We start from the raw sequence: 18506 nt of genomic DNA on the forward strand, positions 1-18506 counted from the left end.
TCGCTACAGCGTCTTCAGGTACTCGATCAGATCGTAGCGCTCGTTGTCGTCCTTGAACACGCGGCCGATCACGCCGGGACGTTTTTGCTCGCCCGGCTTGCGCTCGAAGGAATGGCCGAGCACGCTGTTCCCCTGGATCGGATCCTTGTCCGACCCGGCCGAGAACTCGGTTTCACCCGTCTTGCACTTCTCGTCGGCGGTGACCGCAAAGCCGACGGTCACCGGATCATAGTCGCGGCGGCCCATGCAGAATTTTTGCGGGCGCTCGCTTGCAGGCTTCAGCAACCAATAGAGAGACGGCACCGAGCCGTTGTGCAGATAGGGCGCCGTGGCCCAGATGCCGTTCAGCGGCCGTGCCCGATAGCGTGCTCCCCCCACCGGATTGAGGCAGTTCTTGCGCGCGAGATTCCACAATTTCGCCCGCTCGGCGTCCGGAGTCTTCTCGTCGTCCATCCATTTGCGGGCGACGAGATCCACCACCGTCATCAGCCCGAGCGCATACACCATCTCGGTCGGCGAGCTTGCGGTCGAGACGTCGCATTGCCACCATTTCTGGAGGTCGGCCGTATTCACCTTCAGGAAGCCGGGCAGATCGACGATCCTGTTGCTGAGCACGAGCGACTGTTCGGGATCCGTCTTGATCTCGTCGAGGGGGATCGTCACCGCGTTCAGCACCTTGCTGTCGCCGCTGGGCTCCCAATGTCCCGAAGACCAGAAAGCCGGGGTGTCGATCGCCGGCAGATGGCATCCGGAACACATCTCGGCGTAGATCTTGCGGCCATTGTCGACCTTCTTCTGATCGAGCCTCCAATTGTCGCCAAGGATCTGAGAGGGCCATTTCGGCGCCAGCAGGCCGCCGAACTTCGGACCAGTGGAGGGATCGGCCGTCTTGAACGGATCTGGCCCCCTGAGCATGTCCTCGATCCAGCCGAGCGTGTTGATATGAACCGAGGACCGCCATAGCCTGTCCTCAGGGTAGGCGTCGGACAGATTGAGCAGCGCCGTCACGCCGAGGGCTTCGCCGGCGTTGCGGATCAGCGGCTGCTCGATCGAGGCGTCGTACTGGGCGAACTTGAACCAGGGCACGGTCCAGATCGGGGGATAGCTGACCGGGGCGTCCTGGGCGTGCAGGTTCTTCTCGAATCCCTTGATCCCGCTCAGCGCGAGATCCTGCGAAAAAACCTGATTGCCGATGCGATTGAGAGCGTCGAGGCGACCGAACCCTTCCTCGGTGTCCTGCTGCTGCCTGCCGTTCCAGGTCTTCTTGCCTTCAATCGTCTTTTGCTGGGTTTGCGCCCAGTCGATCAGGAAGTTGCCGATCGCGCTGAGCTTCTGCTTGAGCGCGGCGCGGTCAGCCTTGCTGGCATCGGGGCCGAGCACGCGATCGGCGAAGCGCTGGAAGCGGAACGGCACGTAAAGCGTGTAGGCGATCGACAGGCCGGTGGAGAGCTCGAGCTTCTTCAGATCGGTCATGGCCGGGCCGCCGTCGAAACGCACGTCCACGCCCTGGTAGTGGATCTGGCCGGTATGGCAGCCCGCGCAGGTCAGTCCGATCTTGTCCTCTTCGCGACGGCCCGTCGCGGGATCGATGACACCGGTCATCCGTGCGAAACCGACCGGCAGGCCGTCGACGTTCTCCGCCGGCGTCCACCTGGTCGACCAGTCCGGCGCCTGCGTCGTCTCGTAGACATTGGCGTAGCCGAAGTGGCGTAGTGACGTCGCATCGGTCTGGATCGACTGCGGGCTCGGGATGAACCCGAAGCGCTCGAGATAGGCGCTGTCCGTCATCATGCCTGGCCGCGAGAACAAATGCAGGCGCGGCTGCTCCAGCGCCATGAACCATTCGTAAGGCACCGGGAAGGTCGCGGTGCCTTGACTGGCGTGGTGAAACCAGTGCCTGTCCTTCAGCGACCAGTTCTGTTCGAGCCAAAAGGCCGCCTTCGTCTCGGGGACCGCAGGCAAGGGCGGCGGCAGGAGATTCACGAGAATTCCCTTTTGCGGCAGCATGGCGCGCACCTGGTCGGGGAATTCGGCGACCGCAACGAGCAAGGCGAGACCGAGGGCGATGAGCAGGGCCGCAACCTTGAGGGCGCCCCGCACCACGCGCTGGCAGGTCGACAGCACCGGCTGCGATACGAGCCGCTGGTTGATGCGAGCAGGGAATTGCCGCTCGTTGAACAGAGTGCGCACGTCGGCCACGCTGAGATAGCGGTCCTCACCCGCGCCCTTGCCCGCGATCTTCAGGAGGATCGGCCATTCAAACTTCATCAGCAAGGGGTAGTACCAGCGCGCGGCGCTGCCGGCGCGCTTGAGGTTGTCGCGCATGAAGACGCCGATTTCCGAGGCGTTGAGACCGGGCTCGGAACCGCCGCCGTTCGGATCCTGGTAGGTCCGGCCGAAGCTCGCAAACCGCGCAAGCTCGTCCTCATCGACCTTGCCGTCGACGCCGAGGACGCGCGAGCCGGCACCGCGCTTGTCGAGGGGGCCGCCACGCAACGCGTCGAGCTGCGCGCCCGAAAATATGCTCTTCAGGATGTGACCCAGACCGTTGGCGATAAGCGCGACGCCGCGGACCTGGATGCGGGCCGAGACCTTCTTCAGCCCGGTCTCGCCGCTCGCATTCGCGATCGTTTGCGACAGCGTGCCGAGCGGGACCGTTCCGCCGTCAACAAACCCTTCGCCGACGAGGCCGCGGAGAAATGGACAGGGATTGTTCGGCGAGACCTGGATCGAGGGGTCGAAGGGGGGCTTCGGAGCGGAGTCATGCATGGCCCAAAATCCTGAAAACGGCGAATCGTGAAATACAGACGCGGCGATAGAGCGCGGAAAGTCCTGACAAACCGACAACACATTATACTACTTCAGCGTGTAGCGGAGTGTGGCTGAATTCACTGTCGTGTCAATAAAGGCGGAGGGGACATTGCCGCGTGGCCGCGGCTGGCCCTCAGGATTCGGCGACGCGTTTGACGTCGCTCGAAACCAGGGTCAGTTTGCCGAGCGGTACGCCCGCATTCAAGAGTCCGGCGCGGTAATGGGCGAGGTCCTCGGGCCGCTTCCAGTGGAAATTGCGCAAATGGCGGTCGACATTGAGAGTCGGGTAGTTACCCACGAGCACGCGGGTCGCCTCGACCGCCTCGTCGCCCCGCCCCAATTGCGCAAGCGCCGCGGCGCGGATTGCCAGCGCCTGCAAATGGTTCGGGTTGATGTAGAGCTGTTCTCGAGCCCATGACAGGGTCGCGTCATATTGGCCCAGCAGATAATGGCTGAAGGCGTTCAGCGCGGCCCATTGGTAGCGCGGATCGCTGTTGTCGCGCTGTGCGGCCATCGAGAACAGCTCGATCGCCTCGCGGTGCTCGCCGATGGCGAAATGGCAGATGCCGAGCACGCCGCGCGCGCCGTTGTCGTAGGGATTGAGCGCGACGGCGCGCTTGGCGGCGTCCATCGCGGCCTCGTAATGGCCCTCCAGCGCGTGGGTCCAGGACAGGATCGAGAACGCAAATGACGAGCGCGGATCGAGCCGGACGCTGGTTTCGGCAAGCTTCATCGCCTCGGCCCACATCTCGCGCGTGCCCTTGACCCAGCCGAACTGGATGCTCTGGATCTGGATCGTGGCGAGATAGGCGTGCGCAATCGACAGCTTGGGCTCGAGCCTGATGGCCTCCCGGAACAGATCGACGGCGACGGCAAGGTCTTCCTTGGTTTGCCGATAATAGTGCGACAGCCCCTTGAGGAAGCGGTCCCAGGCGGTGACGTCGGTCGAGAGCCGCGCCGGCGCCGAGGCCTCGGCCCGGACGATCTCGGTGGCGATGGCGGCGGACAGGTTGGTGGTGATCTCGTCCTGCATCGCGAAGAGATCGCCGATGTCGCGGTCGTAGCGGCCTGTCCAGAGCTGCTCGCCGGTCTCCGGCGCGATCAGCTCGGCGGTGACGCGGATCTTGGCTCCGGCACGCCGCACCGAACCCTGGATCAGATAGCTAGCGTCGATCTCCCGCGCGATCAGACGGGTGCTGACATTGTTGCCCTTGAACACGAAAGTCGAGTTGCGGCTCAGCACGCGGTAGAAGGATTGCAGCGACAGCGCGTGGATCAGATCCTCGGTCAGGCCGTCGGAGAAATACTCGTCCTGTGCGTCGCTGAGATTGGCAAAGGGCAGCACGCCGACGATCGCGGTGCGGTACTGCTGCGAGAGGGCGGATGCCTCCCTCAGCGCGGGCGCAAGCGCCGGTGCACCCTCAGGTGTCCAGGTCCAGACCCCGATCGGATCCTTGATGTTCTTGAAGCGGTGGTTGCCGGCATCGACGAGCGGCACGGTGAGATGCTTGCCGGCCTCCTTGTAGGCCTTGGACGAGATCGCGAAGCCGCCGGGGCTCGCCACGGCTTCGAGGCGGACGGCAATGTTGACATCGTCACCGAAGACCTCGTCCTCGTCGGCGATGACGTCACCCATATGGATCCCGAGGCGGAATTGCATGGCGCGATCGGCGGGCAGATGGTGATTGCGCTCCGCCATCAACGTCTGCATCGCGATCGCGGCCTCGGTGGCGCCGACGATCGAGGGGAATTCCAGCAGGAAGCCGTCGCCGGTGTTTTTGACGACGCGGCCGCCGTGATTGAGGATGATGGGGTGGATCGCGCTGCGATGGGCCTTGAAGGCGGCATGGGTGCCGGCCTCATCGGTGCCCATCATGCGCGAATAGCCAGCGACATCGGCGCAGACAATGGCAGCCAGACGTCTTTCCATATTCCGGAGCTCCAAGAGACTTGCAAGAGACTTGGAAGAGATCGAGGACCGGCCACGGCGTCGCAGTCGCCTCGAATCCCGCGTTCAAAGAACCCGTTCCTTATAGAGCAGATGAGGCTGAGCGAAAGTACGAACCGCATTGCAAATTCGAGGTAAATCCTCGGCAATCCCGGCAGTGGACGGGGACGAGCGAACCCACTAAGCCGGCCTCTAGGCCATGGTTGGGCGACGGAGGCACGTCACACATGCTGGGCATTCACGAAATCTGGCTCTTCGTCCTGTCAGGCGTGCTGCTCAACATCACGCCGGGGCCTGATACGGTCTATGTGATCGGCCGCAGCATGCAGCTGGGCTGGCGAGGTGGCGCCGCGGCCGCGCTAGGCATCAGTTGCGGCTGCTTTTTCCATGTCGCGGGCGCCGCGATCGGCCTTTCGGCCCTGCTGATGGCCTCGTCGACCGCGTTCTCGATCCTGAAGCTGGTCGGAGCGGCCTATCTCGTCGTGACCGGGCTTCAGATGCTGTGGTCGCGCCCGGTGCTGGCCTCGGCCATCGACGAGCCGGTGCAGAGCTCGCTGCGGCGGGTTTTCCTCCAGGGCGTCTTCACCAACGCGCTCAATCCCAAGGTCGCGCTGTTCTTCCTGGCCTTCCTGCCGCAATTCGTTGCAGCCGACTCGGCGCACAAGCCGCTCGCCTTCCTGACGCTCGGCCTGATCTTCATCTGCACGGGAACGCTGTGGTGCCTGGTGCTGGCGGCTTTCGCGGCAAAGGCCGCCCACCGCTTGCGGAGCTCCGAAGGCGCGGTCGCCTGGGTCAACCGTGCCCTCGGCGGCCTCTTCATCTATCTCGGCATCCGCGTCGCCATGCTGGAGACGCGGTAACGTCCTTTACGCGAATTCCTTCAGCACTGCGCTGCCGGCGAGATAGAGGCCGAGCAGGATCATCGCGATCAGGAACCAGCGGCGAAACGCTTCCGCCGGCATTCGCGCTCGCACCGTTTGGCCGATATACATGCCGGCAAACGCGCAGGCCATGCCGACGGCGCCCGGCACCGCGTTGGCCGGCGTCAGCAATCCCCCCGCGGTGAGGTTGAAGGCGAGCGCCAGTGTCGCTGTCGTGAAAAACACGCCGAGCGCCTGCACCAGCTCGTCCTTCTCCATGCCGATCGCCTGCATGAACGGCATCGAGGGGATCACCTGCACGCCGGTCGAGGCCGAGATCACGCCGGTGACCAAGCCGACCACGCCGCCGACCCATTTCTCGTTCTTTGGCGCAACGTGAAACTGGAATTTGTTCAGCCCGATGATTGCGTAGATGACCAGGAGTGCGCCGAGCACGATCGTGCCGTAACGCGCATGCGGACCGGTGAGCGCGCCGGCATTGAGCCAGCAGCCGATCACGGTGCCAATCATCAGTGGCCACAGCCGCCTCAGGATGTCGCGCAAATGGGGGCCGACGAAAGTCTGCCAAATGTTGGTGAGGATGGCGGGCACGATCACGATGGCGATCGCGCGGCTTGGCGCCATGCTCACCGCGAGCAGGCCCATGGACACCGTCGGCAGGCCGAGTCCGACCACGCCCTTGACGAATCCGGCAATCAGGAAAACGGCGGCGATGAGAACGAGGAGCGGGTCGATCATATCTGCACATTGACCGATGCCGCGCTTCGGCACAATCTGTAGCTTACGGAGAAAACCTTCGTCTGGAACGAAGGCTGAAGGGACCCGGGATGCGCTTCGACCTCGTCGACCTCCAGCTGTTCATCGCGGTCGCCGACCAGCGCAGCATCACCCGCGGCGCGGAGCGGTCGCATCTGGCCCTGGCCTCGGCCAGCGCGCGCATCAAGGGGCTGGAGGATGCACTCGGCGTCGCGCTGCTCAAGCGCGGGCGCCGCGGCGTCGAATTGACCGCGGCCGGCGAGAGCCTGCTCGATCACGCCCGTCTCGTCATCCACCAGATCGACGCCATGCGCGGCGATCTCGCCGGCTTTGCCAGCGGCGTGCGCGCGAGCGTGCATTTCCTCGCCAATACCTCCGGCCTCTCGGAGCATCTGCCGAAGGCGCTTGCCGGCTTCCTGCGCGAGCACCGCGACGTCGCCATCGACATCGAGGAGCGCGAGAGCACCGACATCGCGGCCGCGATCACTGCGGGCGCGGCCGATCTCGGCTTCGCCGCCGAGCACGCGCTGCCCGATCATATCGAGCGATTCGCCTTCAGCGAGGATCGCCTGACGCTGGTGACGTCCAGGCGCGGCCCGTTCGCGGGCCGCCGCGCGATCGATTTCCAGGAGGCGGGCGCTTGCGAGTTCGTCGGGCTGACCAGCGCCACCGCGCTTCAGGTGCATATTTCGAAGCACGCGGCGCGGCTCGGCATGCGGCCGCATTACCGCGCGCGCCTGCGCGACTTCGATGCGATCTGCCAGATGGTCGCCGCCGATGTCGGCGTCGCGCTGGTGCCCGAAGCCGCAGCCCGCCGCTGCGCAAAACTGATGCCGCTCGCCATGGTCCGCCTGCGCGATAGCTGGGCCAACCGCAAACTCGTGATCTGCGCGCGAAGCTTCAAGACGCTGCCGCGCCCGGCCAAGATGCTGGTGGAGCATTTGCGGGCTGCGGCGGTGTGAGCTCCAAGATTTTTCCGCCCCTTCAGGAGGGGCAAGACACAGTTACTTCGCCGTCTCCACGCCAGCTTCCTTGATCACCTTCGCCCATTTCCTGGTCTCGTCTGCGATGAATGTGCGAAAATGCTCCGGCTCATCGCCGACCAGGGTGGCGCCCTGGGCGGCAAGCTTTTCCTTCACCGCGGGATCCGCCATCGCCTTCGTGGCCAGACCATGCAGCGCGGTGACGATCTCCTTCGGCGTGCCCTTCGGCGCGACCATGCCGTACCAGTTCTCGATGCGCAGATCGGCAAAGCCGGCTTCCGCGGTGGTCGGCACATCAGGCGCCGTCGGCGAACGCTCGGCGGAGCCAACTGCGATCGGTCGCAGGGCGCCCGCCTTGACCTGCGGCAGCAGCACGGGGAGGTCCAGGAACGTCATATGCACCTGCTGGCCCAGCAGATCGTTCACGGCCGGCGCCGCGCCGCGATAGGGCACGTGCACGATGTCGATTTTGGCCGTCAGCTTGAACAATTCACCGGCGAGATGCGGCAGGCTGCCGGGGCCGGAGGAGGCGAAGTTGAGTTTTCCCGGCTGCGCCTTGGCGAGCGCGATCAATTCGCCGATGTCCTTTGCGGGTACATTGGTCGCCACCACCAACATTTCCGGCACGGTTGCGACCAGCGTCACCGGCGTGAGGTCGTTGAGCGTATCGTAGGCGACCCGCTCCATGCTCGGGCTGATGGCGAGCGCGCCGGCCGAGGAGATCGCGATGGTATAGCCGTCAGGGGCAGCCTTGGAGACGGCATCGGTGCCGAGGACGCCACCCTGGCCGCCGCGATTGTCGATCAGCACCGGCTGCCCTGACAGCTCTGACATGCGCTGGCCGATCACCCGCGCGATGATGTCGTTGGGGCCGCCGGCCGGGAACGGCACGATCAGCTTGATTGGCTTGGCCGGGAAATTCTGGGCGGAGGCGAGCGTCGGAAACAGAAGCAAGGCCGCGAGAAGGAGCGTGCGCCGGTTGGTCATGCAGGCTCCCTGAAGCATGATCCGGAAAAGTGTGCAGCGGTTTTCCGAGAGGATCATGCGCAAACAATGAATCGCTTATCCGTTGAGCAGTTTCAGTGCTTCTTCGTGAACCCTGGCGTCGCCGGCCGCGACGATGCGGCCGCCGCCCTGCGCCGGCTTGCCTTCCCAGGTGGTGACGACGCCGCCGGCGCCGGTCACGATCGGGATCAGGGCTGCGATGTCGTAAGGCTTCAGCTCGGTCTCGACCACGAGATCGACGTGACCCGCCGCCAGCATGCAATAGGAGTAGCAGTCGCCGCCATAGCGCGACAGCCGCGCGCCCTTCTCGATGCGGCCGAAGATGGCGCGGTCGCGCTCGTTCATCAGCAGCGGGCTGGTGGTGTAGGTCGTCGCCTCCGACAGCGAAGCACAGCGCCGGACCTGGAGCCGGCGCTCGCCGGAGGGGCCATTATAATGAGCCGAGCCGCTGTCGCCGGAAAAGCGTTCGCCGATGAAGGGCTGGTGCATCATGCCGTAGACCGGCGTGCCCTTGTGCAGGAGCGCGATCAGCGTGCCCCAGATCGGAAAGCCGCCGATGAAGGATTTGGTGCCGTCGATGGGGTCGAGCACCCAGACGTAATCCGAATCCTCGCGCTCGTTGCCGAATTCCTCGCCGACGATGCCGTGCTGGGGAAAGTTGGCCTTGATCAGACGCCGCATCACCGCCTCCGCGGCGCGGTCGGCCTCGGTTACGGGGTCGAAATCCTTGGTCTTGCTCTTGTCCTCGATCGACAGCGAGGTGCGGAAGAACGGCAGGATGGTTTCGCCGGAGGCGGTGGCGAGCCGTCCGATGAAGGCGGAGAAATCGATCACCGTCACGGCGTATCCTCAAAAAGCGAAAGTCGGGTGAAGCTCACTCCTGCCTAGCTCAAATCGGAAGGATCGTGCAGCGCTGTCTTGCTTTTGCACCCTGGTATTTTGGATGCGGGAAGCGTTCGCCCCGTCGAAGACACCCGCTGGGCAAATATCGATCATTGAGTTGAAACCTTAGTTCCGGATCTGCCTCGTTGGTATGAAAATGATTATCAACCCATTGAATTTACTTATCAAAGGAACTGAATCCGGCTTTCTCTGGAAGCAACCGAGCTATGTCCTCATTGCATGGGAAACCGCTCGAAAGCCCTTGCACTTTGTGCGTCGCGGCCGCATATTGTTGCGGTGCGGTAGCGCTTCTCGCGTTACTGCTGCCCTCCTTGGGCGTTTCCTCCCTAGACTTGGGCCGCTTCTTCATTAGAAGCGGCCCTTTTTTCTTTCAGCCTCTCATTTCTTTCAGCGTGGGCTTTCATTTCAATGCGCGCCGCGAAACGCGTTCGCGCTGATCGCACCCAACATTCGCAGAAAACGTCGCGCTTATTCCGCCGCGGCTTGGAACGGGCCGAGATCGCCGAACGGGACCGTGGTCGCCAGTACGTCGGCGAGCACGCCGAAGTCCGACGCCACTTGCGCAAAGCGCGGACTGCGCTCGCGCCGCCGCTCGTCCATGTAGATCGCGCGGTTGAGCTCGAGCTGCACGGCGTGGAGGCCGCTGGCCGGGTTACCGTAATGCTCGGTGATGAAGCCGCCGGCATAGGGCTTGTTGCGGCCGATCGAATAGCCGAGCCCGGCCATGGTCTCCTCGACTCGGTCGGGCAATAGCGGCGTGCAGCTCGTGCCGTAGCGGTCGCCGATCACGATGTCGGGCCGCCGCGGCTCGTCGCGGGAGACGCCGACCGAGGGCATCGAATGGCAGTCGACCAGCACGACGGTGCCGAACATCTGGTGCACCTTGTTGATCAGCCGGCGCAGCGCGCGATGATAGGGCTTGTACAGCGTCTCGATCCGCCCCAGCGCGTCGTCGACCAGGATGCGCTCGCGATAGATCTCCTGGCCGTCGCCGACCACGCGCGGAATGGTGCCGAGCCCGCCGGCGACCCGCATCGAGCGGGTGTTGGCAAAGCTCGGCAGGCGCCCGGTGAACATCCGGGGATCGAGTTCGTAGGGCTCACGATTGACGTCGACATAGGAGCGCGGAAAGTTGACCCGCACGGTCGGAAAGCCGCGCTCGCTGAGATGGCCGATCAGCTCGTCCATGAAGGAATCTTCGGAACGCCGCAGCGTCGGCAGGTCGATCCTGGAGGCGCTGAGGAATTCGTCCGGATAGGTCGAGCCGGAATGGGGCGAGTTGAAGATAATCGGCGCGCGCCATTGCGCGGGCTCAACGATCTCGAAGGCGGGCGACTTGTCGCCGTCAAACCGGGTCATCTTCTCAGGCTTCGTCCCTTGGTGTCAGGCTTCATCCCTTGGCAATCAGGCTTCGCCCCTTGGTATCAGGCTTCGCCTCTCCGTATCAGGCTTCGCCCTTGGCGCCGCACGATCCAACAAGCCCAGCATCGGCCTTAACGCATTGATTCGGCCGATCAGGCGGCTCTTATGTGTCGTCATTGTCCGGAATCGCAACCATCCTGCCAAGCGAAAAGATGAGATCTGCGCTGGAACATGTCTTAACCCTGCGGGCAGCGAGGTGGGGACCGGCAGGTACGGCTCGATTGCTTCGTGGCGTATTCCGGTTCACAAGAGTCCGGCAGCGCGAGCTGCGGAGGGTAAAGATTTTCACCCCAAATTTACCCTCCGTCGGGCTTAGTGACCTCCGCTGATATCCTCTGGGGATTCGACATTTCCGCCATGCCAAAGATCCTGCTCGCCGAAGACGACAACGACATGCGCCGTTTCCTGGTCAAGGCGCTGGAAAACGCCGGTTTTCAGGTCTCGTCCCACGATAACGGCATGGCCGCCTATCAGCGGCTGCGGGAAGAGCCGTTCGAGATGCTGCTCACCGACATCGTGATGCCGGAGATGGACGGCATCGAGCTTGCCCGCCGGGCCTCGGAACTCGACCCCGACATCAAGATCATGTTCATCACCGGCTTCGCCGCGGTCGCCCTGAACTCGGATTCGGACGCCCCCAAGAACGCCAAGGTGCTGTCCAAGCCCGTGCATTTGCGCGAATTGGTCAGCGAAGTGAACAAGATGCTGGCGGCCTAAATCGGCCCCCTTCCGTCCTTGCACCGGCTCCCCTGAGCCGTTATAGGGACCCGACCCGATCTAGACGACATCTAGGGCGCGTAGCTCAGCGGGAGAGCACTACCTTGACATGGTAGGGGTCACAGGTTCGATCCCTGTCGCGCCCACCACGCTTCGCCTTCGGCTTCGCGTGGCACAGCCAAGACCTCTCGGGCGAAGCGTGTCCGGCGTAGCTCGAAGAGCGGAGACGGACTGGAGCGTTCTGCTCCGCTGCCTGGAACGTCCAGACGCGCTCCCGCATTGGTTCGCCATGCCGAAAGTGTTCAAGCGTGGCGACCATGTCAGCTGGAATTCCGAGGCCGGCCGGGTGCGCGGCCACATCCTCCGCGTGCACACCAAGGACGTCGAGTACAAGGGCTACGTCCACCATGCCAGCCCCGACGATCCGCAATACGAGATCAAAAGCGACAAGACCGATCACGTCGCCTTGCATAAGGGCCGGGCGTTGCACTTGCTCCGGAGCTGACGGGCGATGGCTCACCCATTCTTCACGATCGGCCACGGCACACGTCCAATCGGTGAATTCGTTGTCCTGTTGCAGAGCGTGTCCGTCACGCATCTCGTCGACGTCCGCACCGTGCCCCGCTCGCGCACCAATCCCCAATACAATCGCGAGGCCCTGTCGCAAGCACTCGGGGCCGTTTCGATCGACTATGAGCATATCGCCTCGCTCGGCGGCCTGCGCAGCCGCAAGCGGGAGATACCGCGCGAGACCAATGCTTTCTGGCAGAACGACAGCTTTCACAACTATGCCGACTATGCGGTGAGCGAGAGCTTTCGCGAGGGGCTCGCGCATCTGCGCGAACTCGGGCAGGCGCAGCGATGCGCCATCATGTGTGCCGAGACGGTATGGTGGCGCTGCCACCGGCGGATCATCACCGATTACCTGCTCGCCGGCGGCGAGAGCGTGTTTCACATTACGGGACCCGGGGAGGTCAAACTGGCCGAGATGAATCCGGCGGCGCACATGATGGCTGACGGCCGCTTGGTTTATCCCGCGGAAAGTTAGCAAATCGTGCTATTCGCGGCTATGATTGCTGCAGTCCGTGATCCTCTGGGGGAGTGGGTTATCGCTACCCGTCACCCATAGGATCTATGATCCTCTTGGTCCGCGACGTGAGTTTGCCATGAGCATTTCCGTGCTCGAACAGGTCAGAATCCAGGCGCAGGTGTTGGTGCCCTTGGTCAAGGCGCTCCAGGCCGAGCTCGGCGAGACGCATGCCAATGCGCTGGTGCGCAAGGCGCTCGGCGATCTCTATCGCGGTTTCGGCGAGGAATTCTGGAAAGCCAAGAACGAGAACAATCTCGGCAAGGCGGTGTCCTCCGCCTTCCAGACCTATGCCCGTGACGACGCGCTCGCTTACAATATTGTCGAGCAGACCGAGGACGTCTTCGCGCTTGATGTGAAGCGATGCGCCTATGCCGAGTTCTACAAGGCGCTGGGCGAGCCCAAGCTCGGCTTTCTCCTGGTCTGCACCGCCGACTTTGCGACCGCCGAAGGTTTCGGCCCCGACGTCGCGCTGACGCGAACGCAGACCATCATGCAAGGCGCTCCGCATTGCGACTTCCGCTACCGGCGCGATCCGGGCGGATCACGGTGAAGGAACTCCGACCCATGCGAACGGGCTGTCTTGCCCTAGCTGTATTGTCGCTGATTGCGTCGCGGGCCGACGCAGCCGCCATCGACTGGCAGGCCGAGCTCCAGCGCTGTCGTGTGCTGCGCGAAAACGTGGCGCCGTTGCTTCAGGCCGGCGAGGGGATCTCGGCGGTCGGCCGCTCCAACAGATCCGTGCGTCGCTGCATATGGATCCAGCGCATGGCGGTACGAAGGAAGATTCCGGGCGCGGAGACGTGGTAACGCGGGCGCCTCTCAGGGGGACGCCTTCTTCGGCCCGCGTAGCAGGTCCTTCAATCCGGTCGGATAGCGGCTTGGTGCTGGCCCGAACGTGCCGCCTGGCGCAGCCTTGATCCGTGACTCGCCGCCTGCCATTGTCCGATCCTTCACCGCGGCGGCGAACCTGGCATTCGGCGAAACTCTATCGCTCACCGCGGATGTGGAAAGAAGGCAGGTTACCGAAATGAGCAGCGTGAACAAGCCCGGCGGCAACTACCTGCCGGTGATCATCCATAGTGGAATTGCGTATGTCAGTGGTCAGCTGCCGCGTCGCGGCGAAGACCTGCTGTACTCAGGCAAAGTCGGCGCAGGTGTCGATGTCGCCGCCGCACAGGAAGCTGCTGCACTCTGCGCTGATCTCTGCATTTCGGCCATCAACCACGCAACAGGCGGAGAGGACAAGATCGTCCAGGTCTTGCAGCTCGTTGGATACATCGCCTCGGCGCCTGGATTTACGCAGCAATCGCAAGTCATGAACGGCGCCTCCGACCGGCTGATCGAGCGCCTAGGTGATCGCGGTCGTCATACGCGTACATCTGTTGGCGTCGCCGAGTTGCCGCGGGGCGCACCGGTCGAGCTGAGTATGATTGCCGCTGTTCGGTCGTAGATGGCATGTTCGCTCGGTGATCGTCAGGTTCCGAAGTCCGCGATGTGATGCGCCGCGACGAACGCGGCCTATTCGACCAGATACTTCTTCACCGCCGCCTCGTCCCACGCAATGCCGTTGCCGGGTTCCTCGCTTGGCAGGGCAAAGCCGTCCTTGATCTGCAAACAGGTTGCCAGCACCGCGTCGGCCCAATCGACATATTCCAGCCAGTGCGCGGTGGGCGTTACGCAGAGCAGATGCGCGCTGACTTCCGAGAACAGATGCGTCGACATCTCGATCCCGGCGGCATGCGCCAGCGCGGCGGCGCGCAGCCAGCCGGTGACACCGCCGATGCGCTGCACGTCGGGCATCACGTAGTCGCAGGCTTCCGCCGACAGCGCGGATTGCATCGCGAACGCGCTGTCAAAGTTCTCGCCGATCTGGACCGGGGTGCGCAGCGCATCCGCGATGCGGGCGCAGCCGGAATAGTCGTCGTGACGAATCGGCTCCTCGATCCAGGTGAGCCCCTCGTCGTCGAGCATCTCGCCGCGGCGAATGGCCTCGCTGACCGTCAGCGCCTGATTGTAGTCGCACATCAAGGTCACCTCGTCGCCGACGGCCTTGCGCACCGCGCGCACCACCTTCAGGTCTTCCCGCGCATCGGGACGGCCGACGCGGATCTTTGCGGCTTGAAAACCCTCGGCCAGCAGCTTGTGGGCCTCCTCCACCGCGGCACCCGCCGGCATGATGCCGAGCCCTTTCGAATTGTAGGCCCGAACCGGTTTCGGCGCGCCGCCGAGCAGGCGCGCCAGCGGCAGGCTTCGAGCGCGGGCCAGCGCATCCCATGCCGCCATGTCGATGCCGGATTGCGCCAGCCGCTGCAGGCCGGCCAAACCCAAGAGCGTGAAGCGCTGGGTCAGCTTGCGCTCGATCTCGAACGGCAGCAGTTCATCGCCCGCGACGAGCTCTGACATTTCCGCGACCATCGCCGTCAATGGCTTCAAGGCCGATGGTGTGATCGAGAACAGATAGGCGTGCCCCCGCACGCCCAGGTCGGTCTCGCAGTCGATCAGCACCAGAGGCGCCTTTGCGACCGCTCCGGTCGAGGTTTTGAGCGGGAGGTTCATCGGCACGATCACGGGGCGCGCATTGAAGCGCTTGATACGGATGGTCTCGGTCATTTGAGGGATCTCCCGGTGGAGTGAATGCAGATTAATGCCGATCTTAAACATTCGCCATGAAACGAAAAGCCGCTTGGCGCGACCACCATAAAATGGGGTTGCGCGGGAGCGCGTTTATTGGCTCTGTTCCGCATCCCCTGAGTTCGAGACAAGAACGCTCATCACGGAGCCAAAGTGTGAAGCAAGAGATATCCGAAGAACAGCGCAAGAGTGGCATCCTGACCGGTGCCGCGGTCGCCTTCCTCCTGCTCGCTTTGCCGCTCGCAGTGTGGCTGGACCTGACCGAACTCAGCAAGACCGCGCTGCGCCGGCAGGCGATCGACCTGAATTCGGTGATCACGAGCGTGCGCAGCTATTACGCGACCAACGTGGTCGGGCGCATCATCGCCAATCCGAACGGCACGACCAGGGTGGTGCACAACTACGAATCCGTCCCCGGCGGGGTCCCGATCCCGGCCACGCTGTCGCTGGAGCTCGGGCGGGTGATCGGCGCGCAGCAGGAAAACATCACCTACCGTTTCGTCTCGGACTTCCCGTTCCAGAATCGCGCCCCGCACCAGCTCGACAAGTTCGAGAAGGATGCGCTCGAATCGCTTCGCAACGATCCCGAGCAGAAGATCGTCGAGACCGAGACCTCGCTGTTCAACGACAAGGTCCGCTTGATCGCTCCGGTGACGATGGGCCCGGCCTGCGTCAGCTGCCACAACAGCCACCCCGAAAGTCCGAAGAAGGACTGGAAGGTGGGTGACGTCAGGGGCATCCAGGAGGTGATCATCGCCCAGCCGATCGCCGCCAACATCTTCTCGTTCAAATTCCTCTTGGCCTATTTCCTGATCGCGGCCGGCAGCGGCTTGTCGTTTCTCTCGCTGCAGCGCCGTCAGGCGAGCCGCATCAAGGGCATGAACAAGGAGCTCGAATCCGCCAACGACTTCCTCGCCTCACTCTCGATGAAGATCTCGCGTTACATTCCGCCGCAGGTCTACCGAAGCATCTTCTCTGGCCAGAAGGACGTCACCATCCACACCGAACGCAAGAAGCTCACCATCTTCTTCTCGGACATCCAGAACTTCACCGCGACGGCGGAGCGGCTCCAGCCGGAGTTGCTGACCCAGCTTCTCAACGAGTATTTCACCGAGATGTCGGGGGTCGCCCACGAATTTGGCGGCACCATCGACAAGTTCATCGGCGATGCCATGCTGATCTTCTTCGGCGATCCCGAGACCAAGGGCGACCGCGCCGACGCCCAGGCCTGCCTCCAGATGGCCTGGCGCATGCAGCACCGCCTCACCGAGCTCAATGCGAAATGGCGCGCCTCCGGCATCGAGCTGCCGTTCAAGGCGCGCATGGGCATCAATTCCGGCTATTGCAATGTCGGCAATTTCGGCAGCAGCGATCGCATGGACTACACCATCATCGGTGCGGAGGCGAACCTCGCCGCGCGCCTGCAATCGATCGCCGAGCCCGGCGGCATCGTGCTGAGCTATGAAACCTTCGCGCTGGTCAGCGACATCGTCCGCGCCCACGCGCTGCCCGCGATCACGATGAAAGGCATCAGCCGCGAAGTGATTCCGTACTCCGTGGATGCGCTGAACGACGCTTCAGTGGAGACAAGCGGCATCATTACCGAGCGTGCCCCCGGGCTGGAGCTCTATCTCGACCCCGCGGTGGTGAAATCCGGCGACGCAGCGCGGGTGCGCTCGCTGCTGGAGAACGCGCTGGCCTCGCTGAAGCCGGTGTGAGGCAGGGCTGTCGCAGTCGCAGTTGAGGTTGTCGAACGTGCTCGGCCTGCATGGTTCGAGACGCCCGCTCTGGCGGGCTCCTCACCATGAGGGTCGGATTTCTCGCTGCGAAAACGCGACCTCATCCTGAGGGCCCGCCTGGGCGGGCGTCTCGAAGGATGGCCGCGGGCGAGCTCCCAGTCACGTTTTCTCCGTGCGCTACCGCTGCCAGCGTGAAGCAACTCACCGCGCCGCGCCTTCCGTAAACGCCGTCTCGATCACGTCGCCGAAGGGTTGCCAGGAACGGCCGTCGAACTGGACCAACCGCATCTGCCTGATCGGCAGGTAGCTGGTCGGCGAGGTGTTCATCCTGATGTTGGGCAGGGCGACCGAGGGCTGATAATTCCTCAGCGAAGCCGCCTGACGCATGATGTTCTCGCGCGATAAATCGTCGCCGCATTGCTTCAGCACCTGCGTCAGCGCCTCGGCCGCGGCGTAGCCATAGAGCGCGGCGCTGTTGTTGGTGCTTTCGTCGTGATGGTATTTGTCCATGAAGGCGAACCAGTCCTTCATGGCGGGATCGTCTTTCCACGCGGGATCGCTCGGATCCTTGAGGAAAGCCGCCGAGATCACGCCGGAGGAATTCTCCAGGCCTGCGGGCGCCATCGCATTTGCGATCGAGGCCGAGGCGTCGTTGACGATGAAGACCGGGCGCCATTTCATTGCCGCCGCCAGCTTGATCACCTTGGACGCCGTCGACGGTACGCCGAGAAAGACGAAAATATCGGCGCCGGCGCGCTTGAGGATCGAGACGTGTCCGTCGAGATGCTCATCGGCAATGTCGAAGGCGATGTCGACGAGGACGAGACGGTTCAGATCGCCAAGTCCTTCCTCCATGCCCTTGAGAAGCGCACGCCCGAACTGGTCGTTCTGCCAGAGCACCACGATCTTCTTCCTGGGATAATAGGCCTGGAGATAGTTGGCGTAGATGCGCCCCTCCGACCGGAACGACGGCTGCCAGCCCATGGTCCAGGGAAACGCCTTGGCCTGGCTCAGCTCCTCGTCGCCGGAGGCGACGAACAGTTGTGGGATCTTCTTTGCGTTCAGATACCAGCGCGTGGCGAGATTACCGGGCGTGCCGAACGATCCGAACATCAAATGCACGTCGTCCGTCTCGACCAGATTGCGCGTCAGCTCCAGCGCCGTCATCGGATCGGAATTGTCGTCGCGCGTGATGAAGCGGATCTTGCGGCCGTTGATTCCGCCGCGCGCGTTGACCATGTCGAAATAGGCCGCTTCCGCCTGGCCAATAGCGCCGAACTCCGAGAGCGGTCCCGAATACGGCATGACATTGCCGATGCGGATTTCGTTGTCGGCGATGGTTTGATCCGAGTGCTGTTGCTGCGACATCGCTCCGAGCGAGGCCAAGGCGATCATCGAGACGAACAGCATCCTGCCGGTGACGCGCATGCTCAACACCTTGTCGTTGGCCCCCAACGAGGTCGGCTCAGTCCGCAGCAAGGCGAGTTGATCTACGTCAAGCGTTTGTCAAAGCTGTGGCCGGTTGGCGCGCCGCGATGCGGCGCGTCGCAGCCCGGGCGAAAGCGACAGGCGTGCTGACGGGCTGCAAGAGGTCGTCATGGCCGGGCTTGTCCCGGGCAT

The 18506-nt window shown here is 63.5% G+C and carries 17 protein-coding genes and 1 tRNA gene; 10 read left to right on the forward strand and 8 right to left on the reverse strand.

The window, feature by feature from the left end; translation table 11 throughout:
• Nucleotides 1-3 precede the first annotated feature (3 nt).
• Together IVB47_RS18195 and IVB47_RS18200 are read right to left on the reverse strand one after the other, a co-directional pair.
• Nucleotides 4-2769: a di-heme-cytochrome C peroxidase gene (locus IVB47_RS18195; RefSeq protein ID WP_247462969.1), complete on the reverse strand. Its 2766-nt coding sequence runs from the start codon at nt 2767-2769 to the stop codon at nt 4-6.
• A 175-nt stretch (nt 2770-2944) separates the two neighbouring features.
• On the reverse strand, nt 2945-4741 hold the full coding sequence (locus IVB47_RS18200; protein ID WP_247462970.1) for a tetratricopeptide repeat protein: 1797 nt from the start codon (nt 4739-4741) through the stop codon (nt 2945-2947).
• A gap of 245 nt (nt 4742-4986) precedes the next feature.
• On the opposite strand from IVB47_RS18200, the gene IVB47_RS18205 reads away from it, so the two are divergent.
• A complete protein-coding gene (locus IVB47_RS18205; protein WP_247404159.1) occupies nt 4987-5619 on the forward strand; it encodes a LysE family translocator in 633 nt (210 codons plus the stop codon).
• Nucleotides 5620-5625: 6 nt separating this feature from the next.
• On the opposite strand, the gene IVB47_RS18210 is transcribed toward IVB47_RS18205, so the two are convergent.
• Nucleotides 5626-6378 carry a sulfite exporter TauE/SafE family protein gene (locus IVB47_RS18210; protein ID WP_247462972.1) on the reverse strand — a complete coding sequence of 251 codons (753 nt, stop codon included), beginning with the start codon at nt 6376-6378 and terminating at the stop codon, nt 5626-5628.
• An 89-nt stretch (nt 6379-6467) separates the two neighbouring features.
• On the opposite strand from IVB47_RS18210, the gene IVB47_RS18215 reads away from it, so the two are divergent.
• Nucleotides 6468-7358, forward strand: coding sequence for a LysR substrate-binding domain-containing protein (locus IVB47_RS18215; protein ID WP_027565523.1), 891 nt, complete (start codon nt 6468-6470; stop codon nt 7356-7358).
• Between the two features lie 42 nt (nt 7359-7400).
• Here IVB47_RS18215 and IVB47_RS18220 read toward each other — a convergent pair whose 3' ends face one another.
• The 3 genes from IVB47_RS18220 to IVB47_RS18230 all read right to left on the reverse strand — a co-directional run bounded on the left by IVB47_RS18220 (nt 7401) and on the right by IVB47_RS18230 (nt 10646).
• Nucleotides 7401-8366 carry a tripartite tricarboxylate transporter substrate binding protein gene (locus tag IVB47_RS18220; RefSeq protein WP_247462974.1) on the reverse strand — a complete coding sequence of 322 codons (966 nt, stop codon included), beginning with the start codon at nt 8364-8366 and terminating at the stop codon, nt 7401-7403.
• 75 nt (nt 8367-8441) lie between these two features.
• Nucleotides 8442-9224 carry a histidinol-phosphatase gene (gene hisN, locus IVB47_RS18225; RefSeq protein WP_247284704.1) on the reverse strand — a complete coding sequence of 261 codons (783 nt, stop codon included), beginning with the start codon at nt 9222-9224 and terminating at the stop codon, nt 8442-8444.
• 531 nt (nt 9225-9755) lie between these two features.
• Nucleotides 9756-10646, reverse strand: coding sequence for an N-formylglutamate amidohydrolase (locus IVB47_RS18230; protein WP_027565520.1), 891 nt, complete (start codon nt 10644-10646; stop codon nt 9756-9758).
• Nucleotides 10647-11066: 420 nt separating this feature from the next.
• Here IVB47_RS18230 and IVB47_RS18235 point away from each other — a divergent pair, with 420 nt between their 5' ends.
• From IVB47_RS18235 to IVB47_RS18265, 7 genes are all read left to right on the forward strand, one after another.
• The gene (locus IVB47_RS18235) at nt 11067-11426 is read left to right on the forward strand and encodes a response regulator (RefSeq protein WP_007597092.1); all 360 of its coding nucleotides are present in this window, start codon (nt 11067-11069) and stop codon (nt 11424-11426) included.
• Nucleotides 11427-11500: 74 nt separating this feature from the next.
• Nucleotides 11501-11575, forward strand: a tRNA-Val gene (locus IVB47_RS18240).
• 140 nt (nt 11576-11715) lie between these two features.
• Nucleotides 11716-11931: a DUF2945 domain-containing protein gene (locus tag IVB47_RS18245; RefSeq protein ID WP_027565519.1), complete on the forward strand. Its 216-nt coding sequence runs from the start codon at nt 11716-11718 to the stop codon at nt 11929-11931.
• 6 nt (nt 11932-11937) lie between these two features.
• Nucleotides 11938-12474 (forward strand): DUF488 domain-containing protein, encoded by a 537-nt coding sequence (locus IVB47_RS18250; protein WP_247462976.1) that lies wholly within the window; start codon nt 11938-11940, stop codon nt 12472-12474.
• A gap of 118 nt (nt 12475-12592) precedes the next feature.
• A complete protein-coding gene (locus IVB47_RS18255) occupies nt 12593-13066 on the forward strand; it encodes an L-2-amino-thiazoline-4-carboxylic acid hydrolase (protein WP_027565517.1) in 474 nt (157 codons plus the stop codon).
• 14 nt (nt 13067-13080) lie between these two features.
• Entirely contained in the window at nt 13081-13323 is a 243-nt protein-coding gene (locus IVB47_RS18260) for a hypothetical protein (protein ID WP_027565516.1), read from the forward strand.
• Between the two features lie 106 nt (nt 13324-13429).
• Nucleotides 13430-13966, forward strand: coding sequence for a RidA family protein (locus IVB47_RS18265; RefSeq protein ID WP_247462979.1), 537 nt, complete (start codon nt 13430-13432; stop codon nt 13964-13966).
• Between the two features lie 68 nt (nt 13967-14034).
• On the opposite strand, the gene IVB47_RS18270 is transcribed toward IVB47_RS18265, so the two are convergent.
• Nucleotides 14035-15126, reverse strand: a complete 1092-nt coding sequence (locus IVB47_RS18270) for an enolase C-terminal domain-like protein (protein WP_247462980.1) — start codon at nt 15124-15126, stop codon at nt 14035-14037.
• A 176-nt stretch (nt 15127-15302) separates the two neighbouring features.
• Between IVB47_RS18270 and IVB47_RS18275 the strand changes: the two genes are divergently transcribed.
• A complete protein-coding gene (locus IVB47_RS18275; RefSeq protein WP_247462982.1) occupies nt 15303-16865 on the forward strand; it encodes an adenylate/guanylate cyclase domain-containing protein in 1563 nt (520 codons plus the stop codon).
• 222 nt (nt 16866-17087) lie between these two features.
• On the opposite strand, the gene IVB47_RS18280 is transcribed toward IVB47_RS18275, so the two are convergent.
• Entirely contained in the window at nt 17088-18314 is a 1227-nt protein-coding gene (locus tag IVB47_RS18280; protein ID WP_247463213.1) for an ABC transporter substrate-binding protein, read from the reverse strand.
• Between the last annotated feature and the right edge of the window lie 192 nt (nt 18315-18506).

Origin of the sequence: Bradyrhizobium sp. 62, assembly GCF_023073035.1 — a bacterium.
In the GTDB taxonomy this organism is placed as follows: domain Bacteria; phylum Pseudomonadota; class Alphaproteobacteria; order Rhizobiales; family Xanthobacteraceae; genus Bradyrhizobium.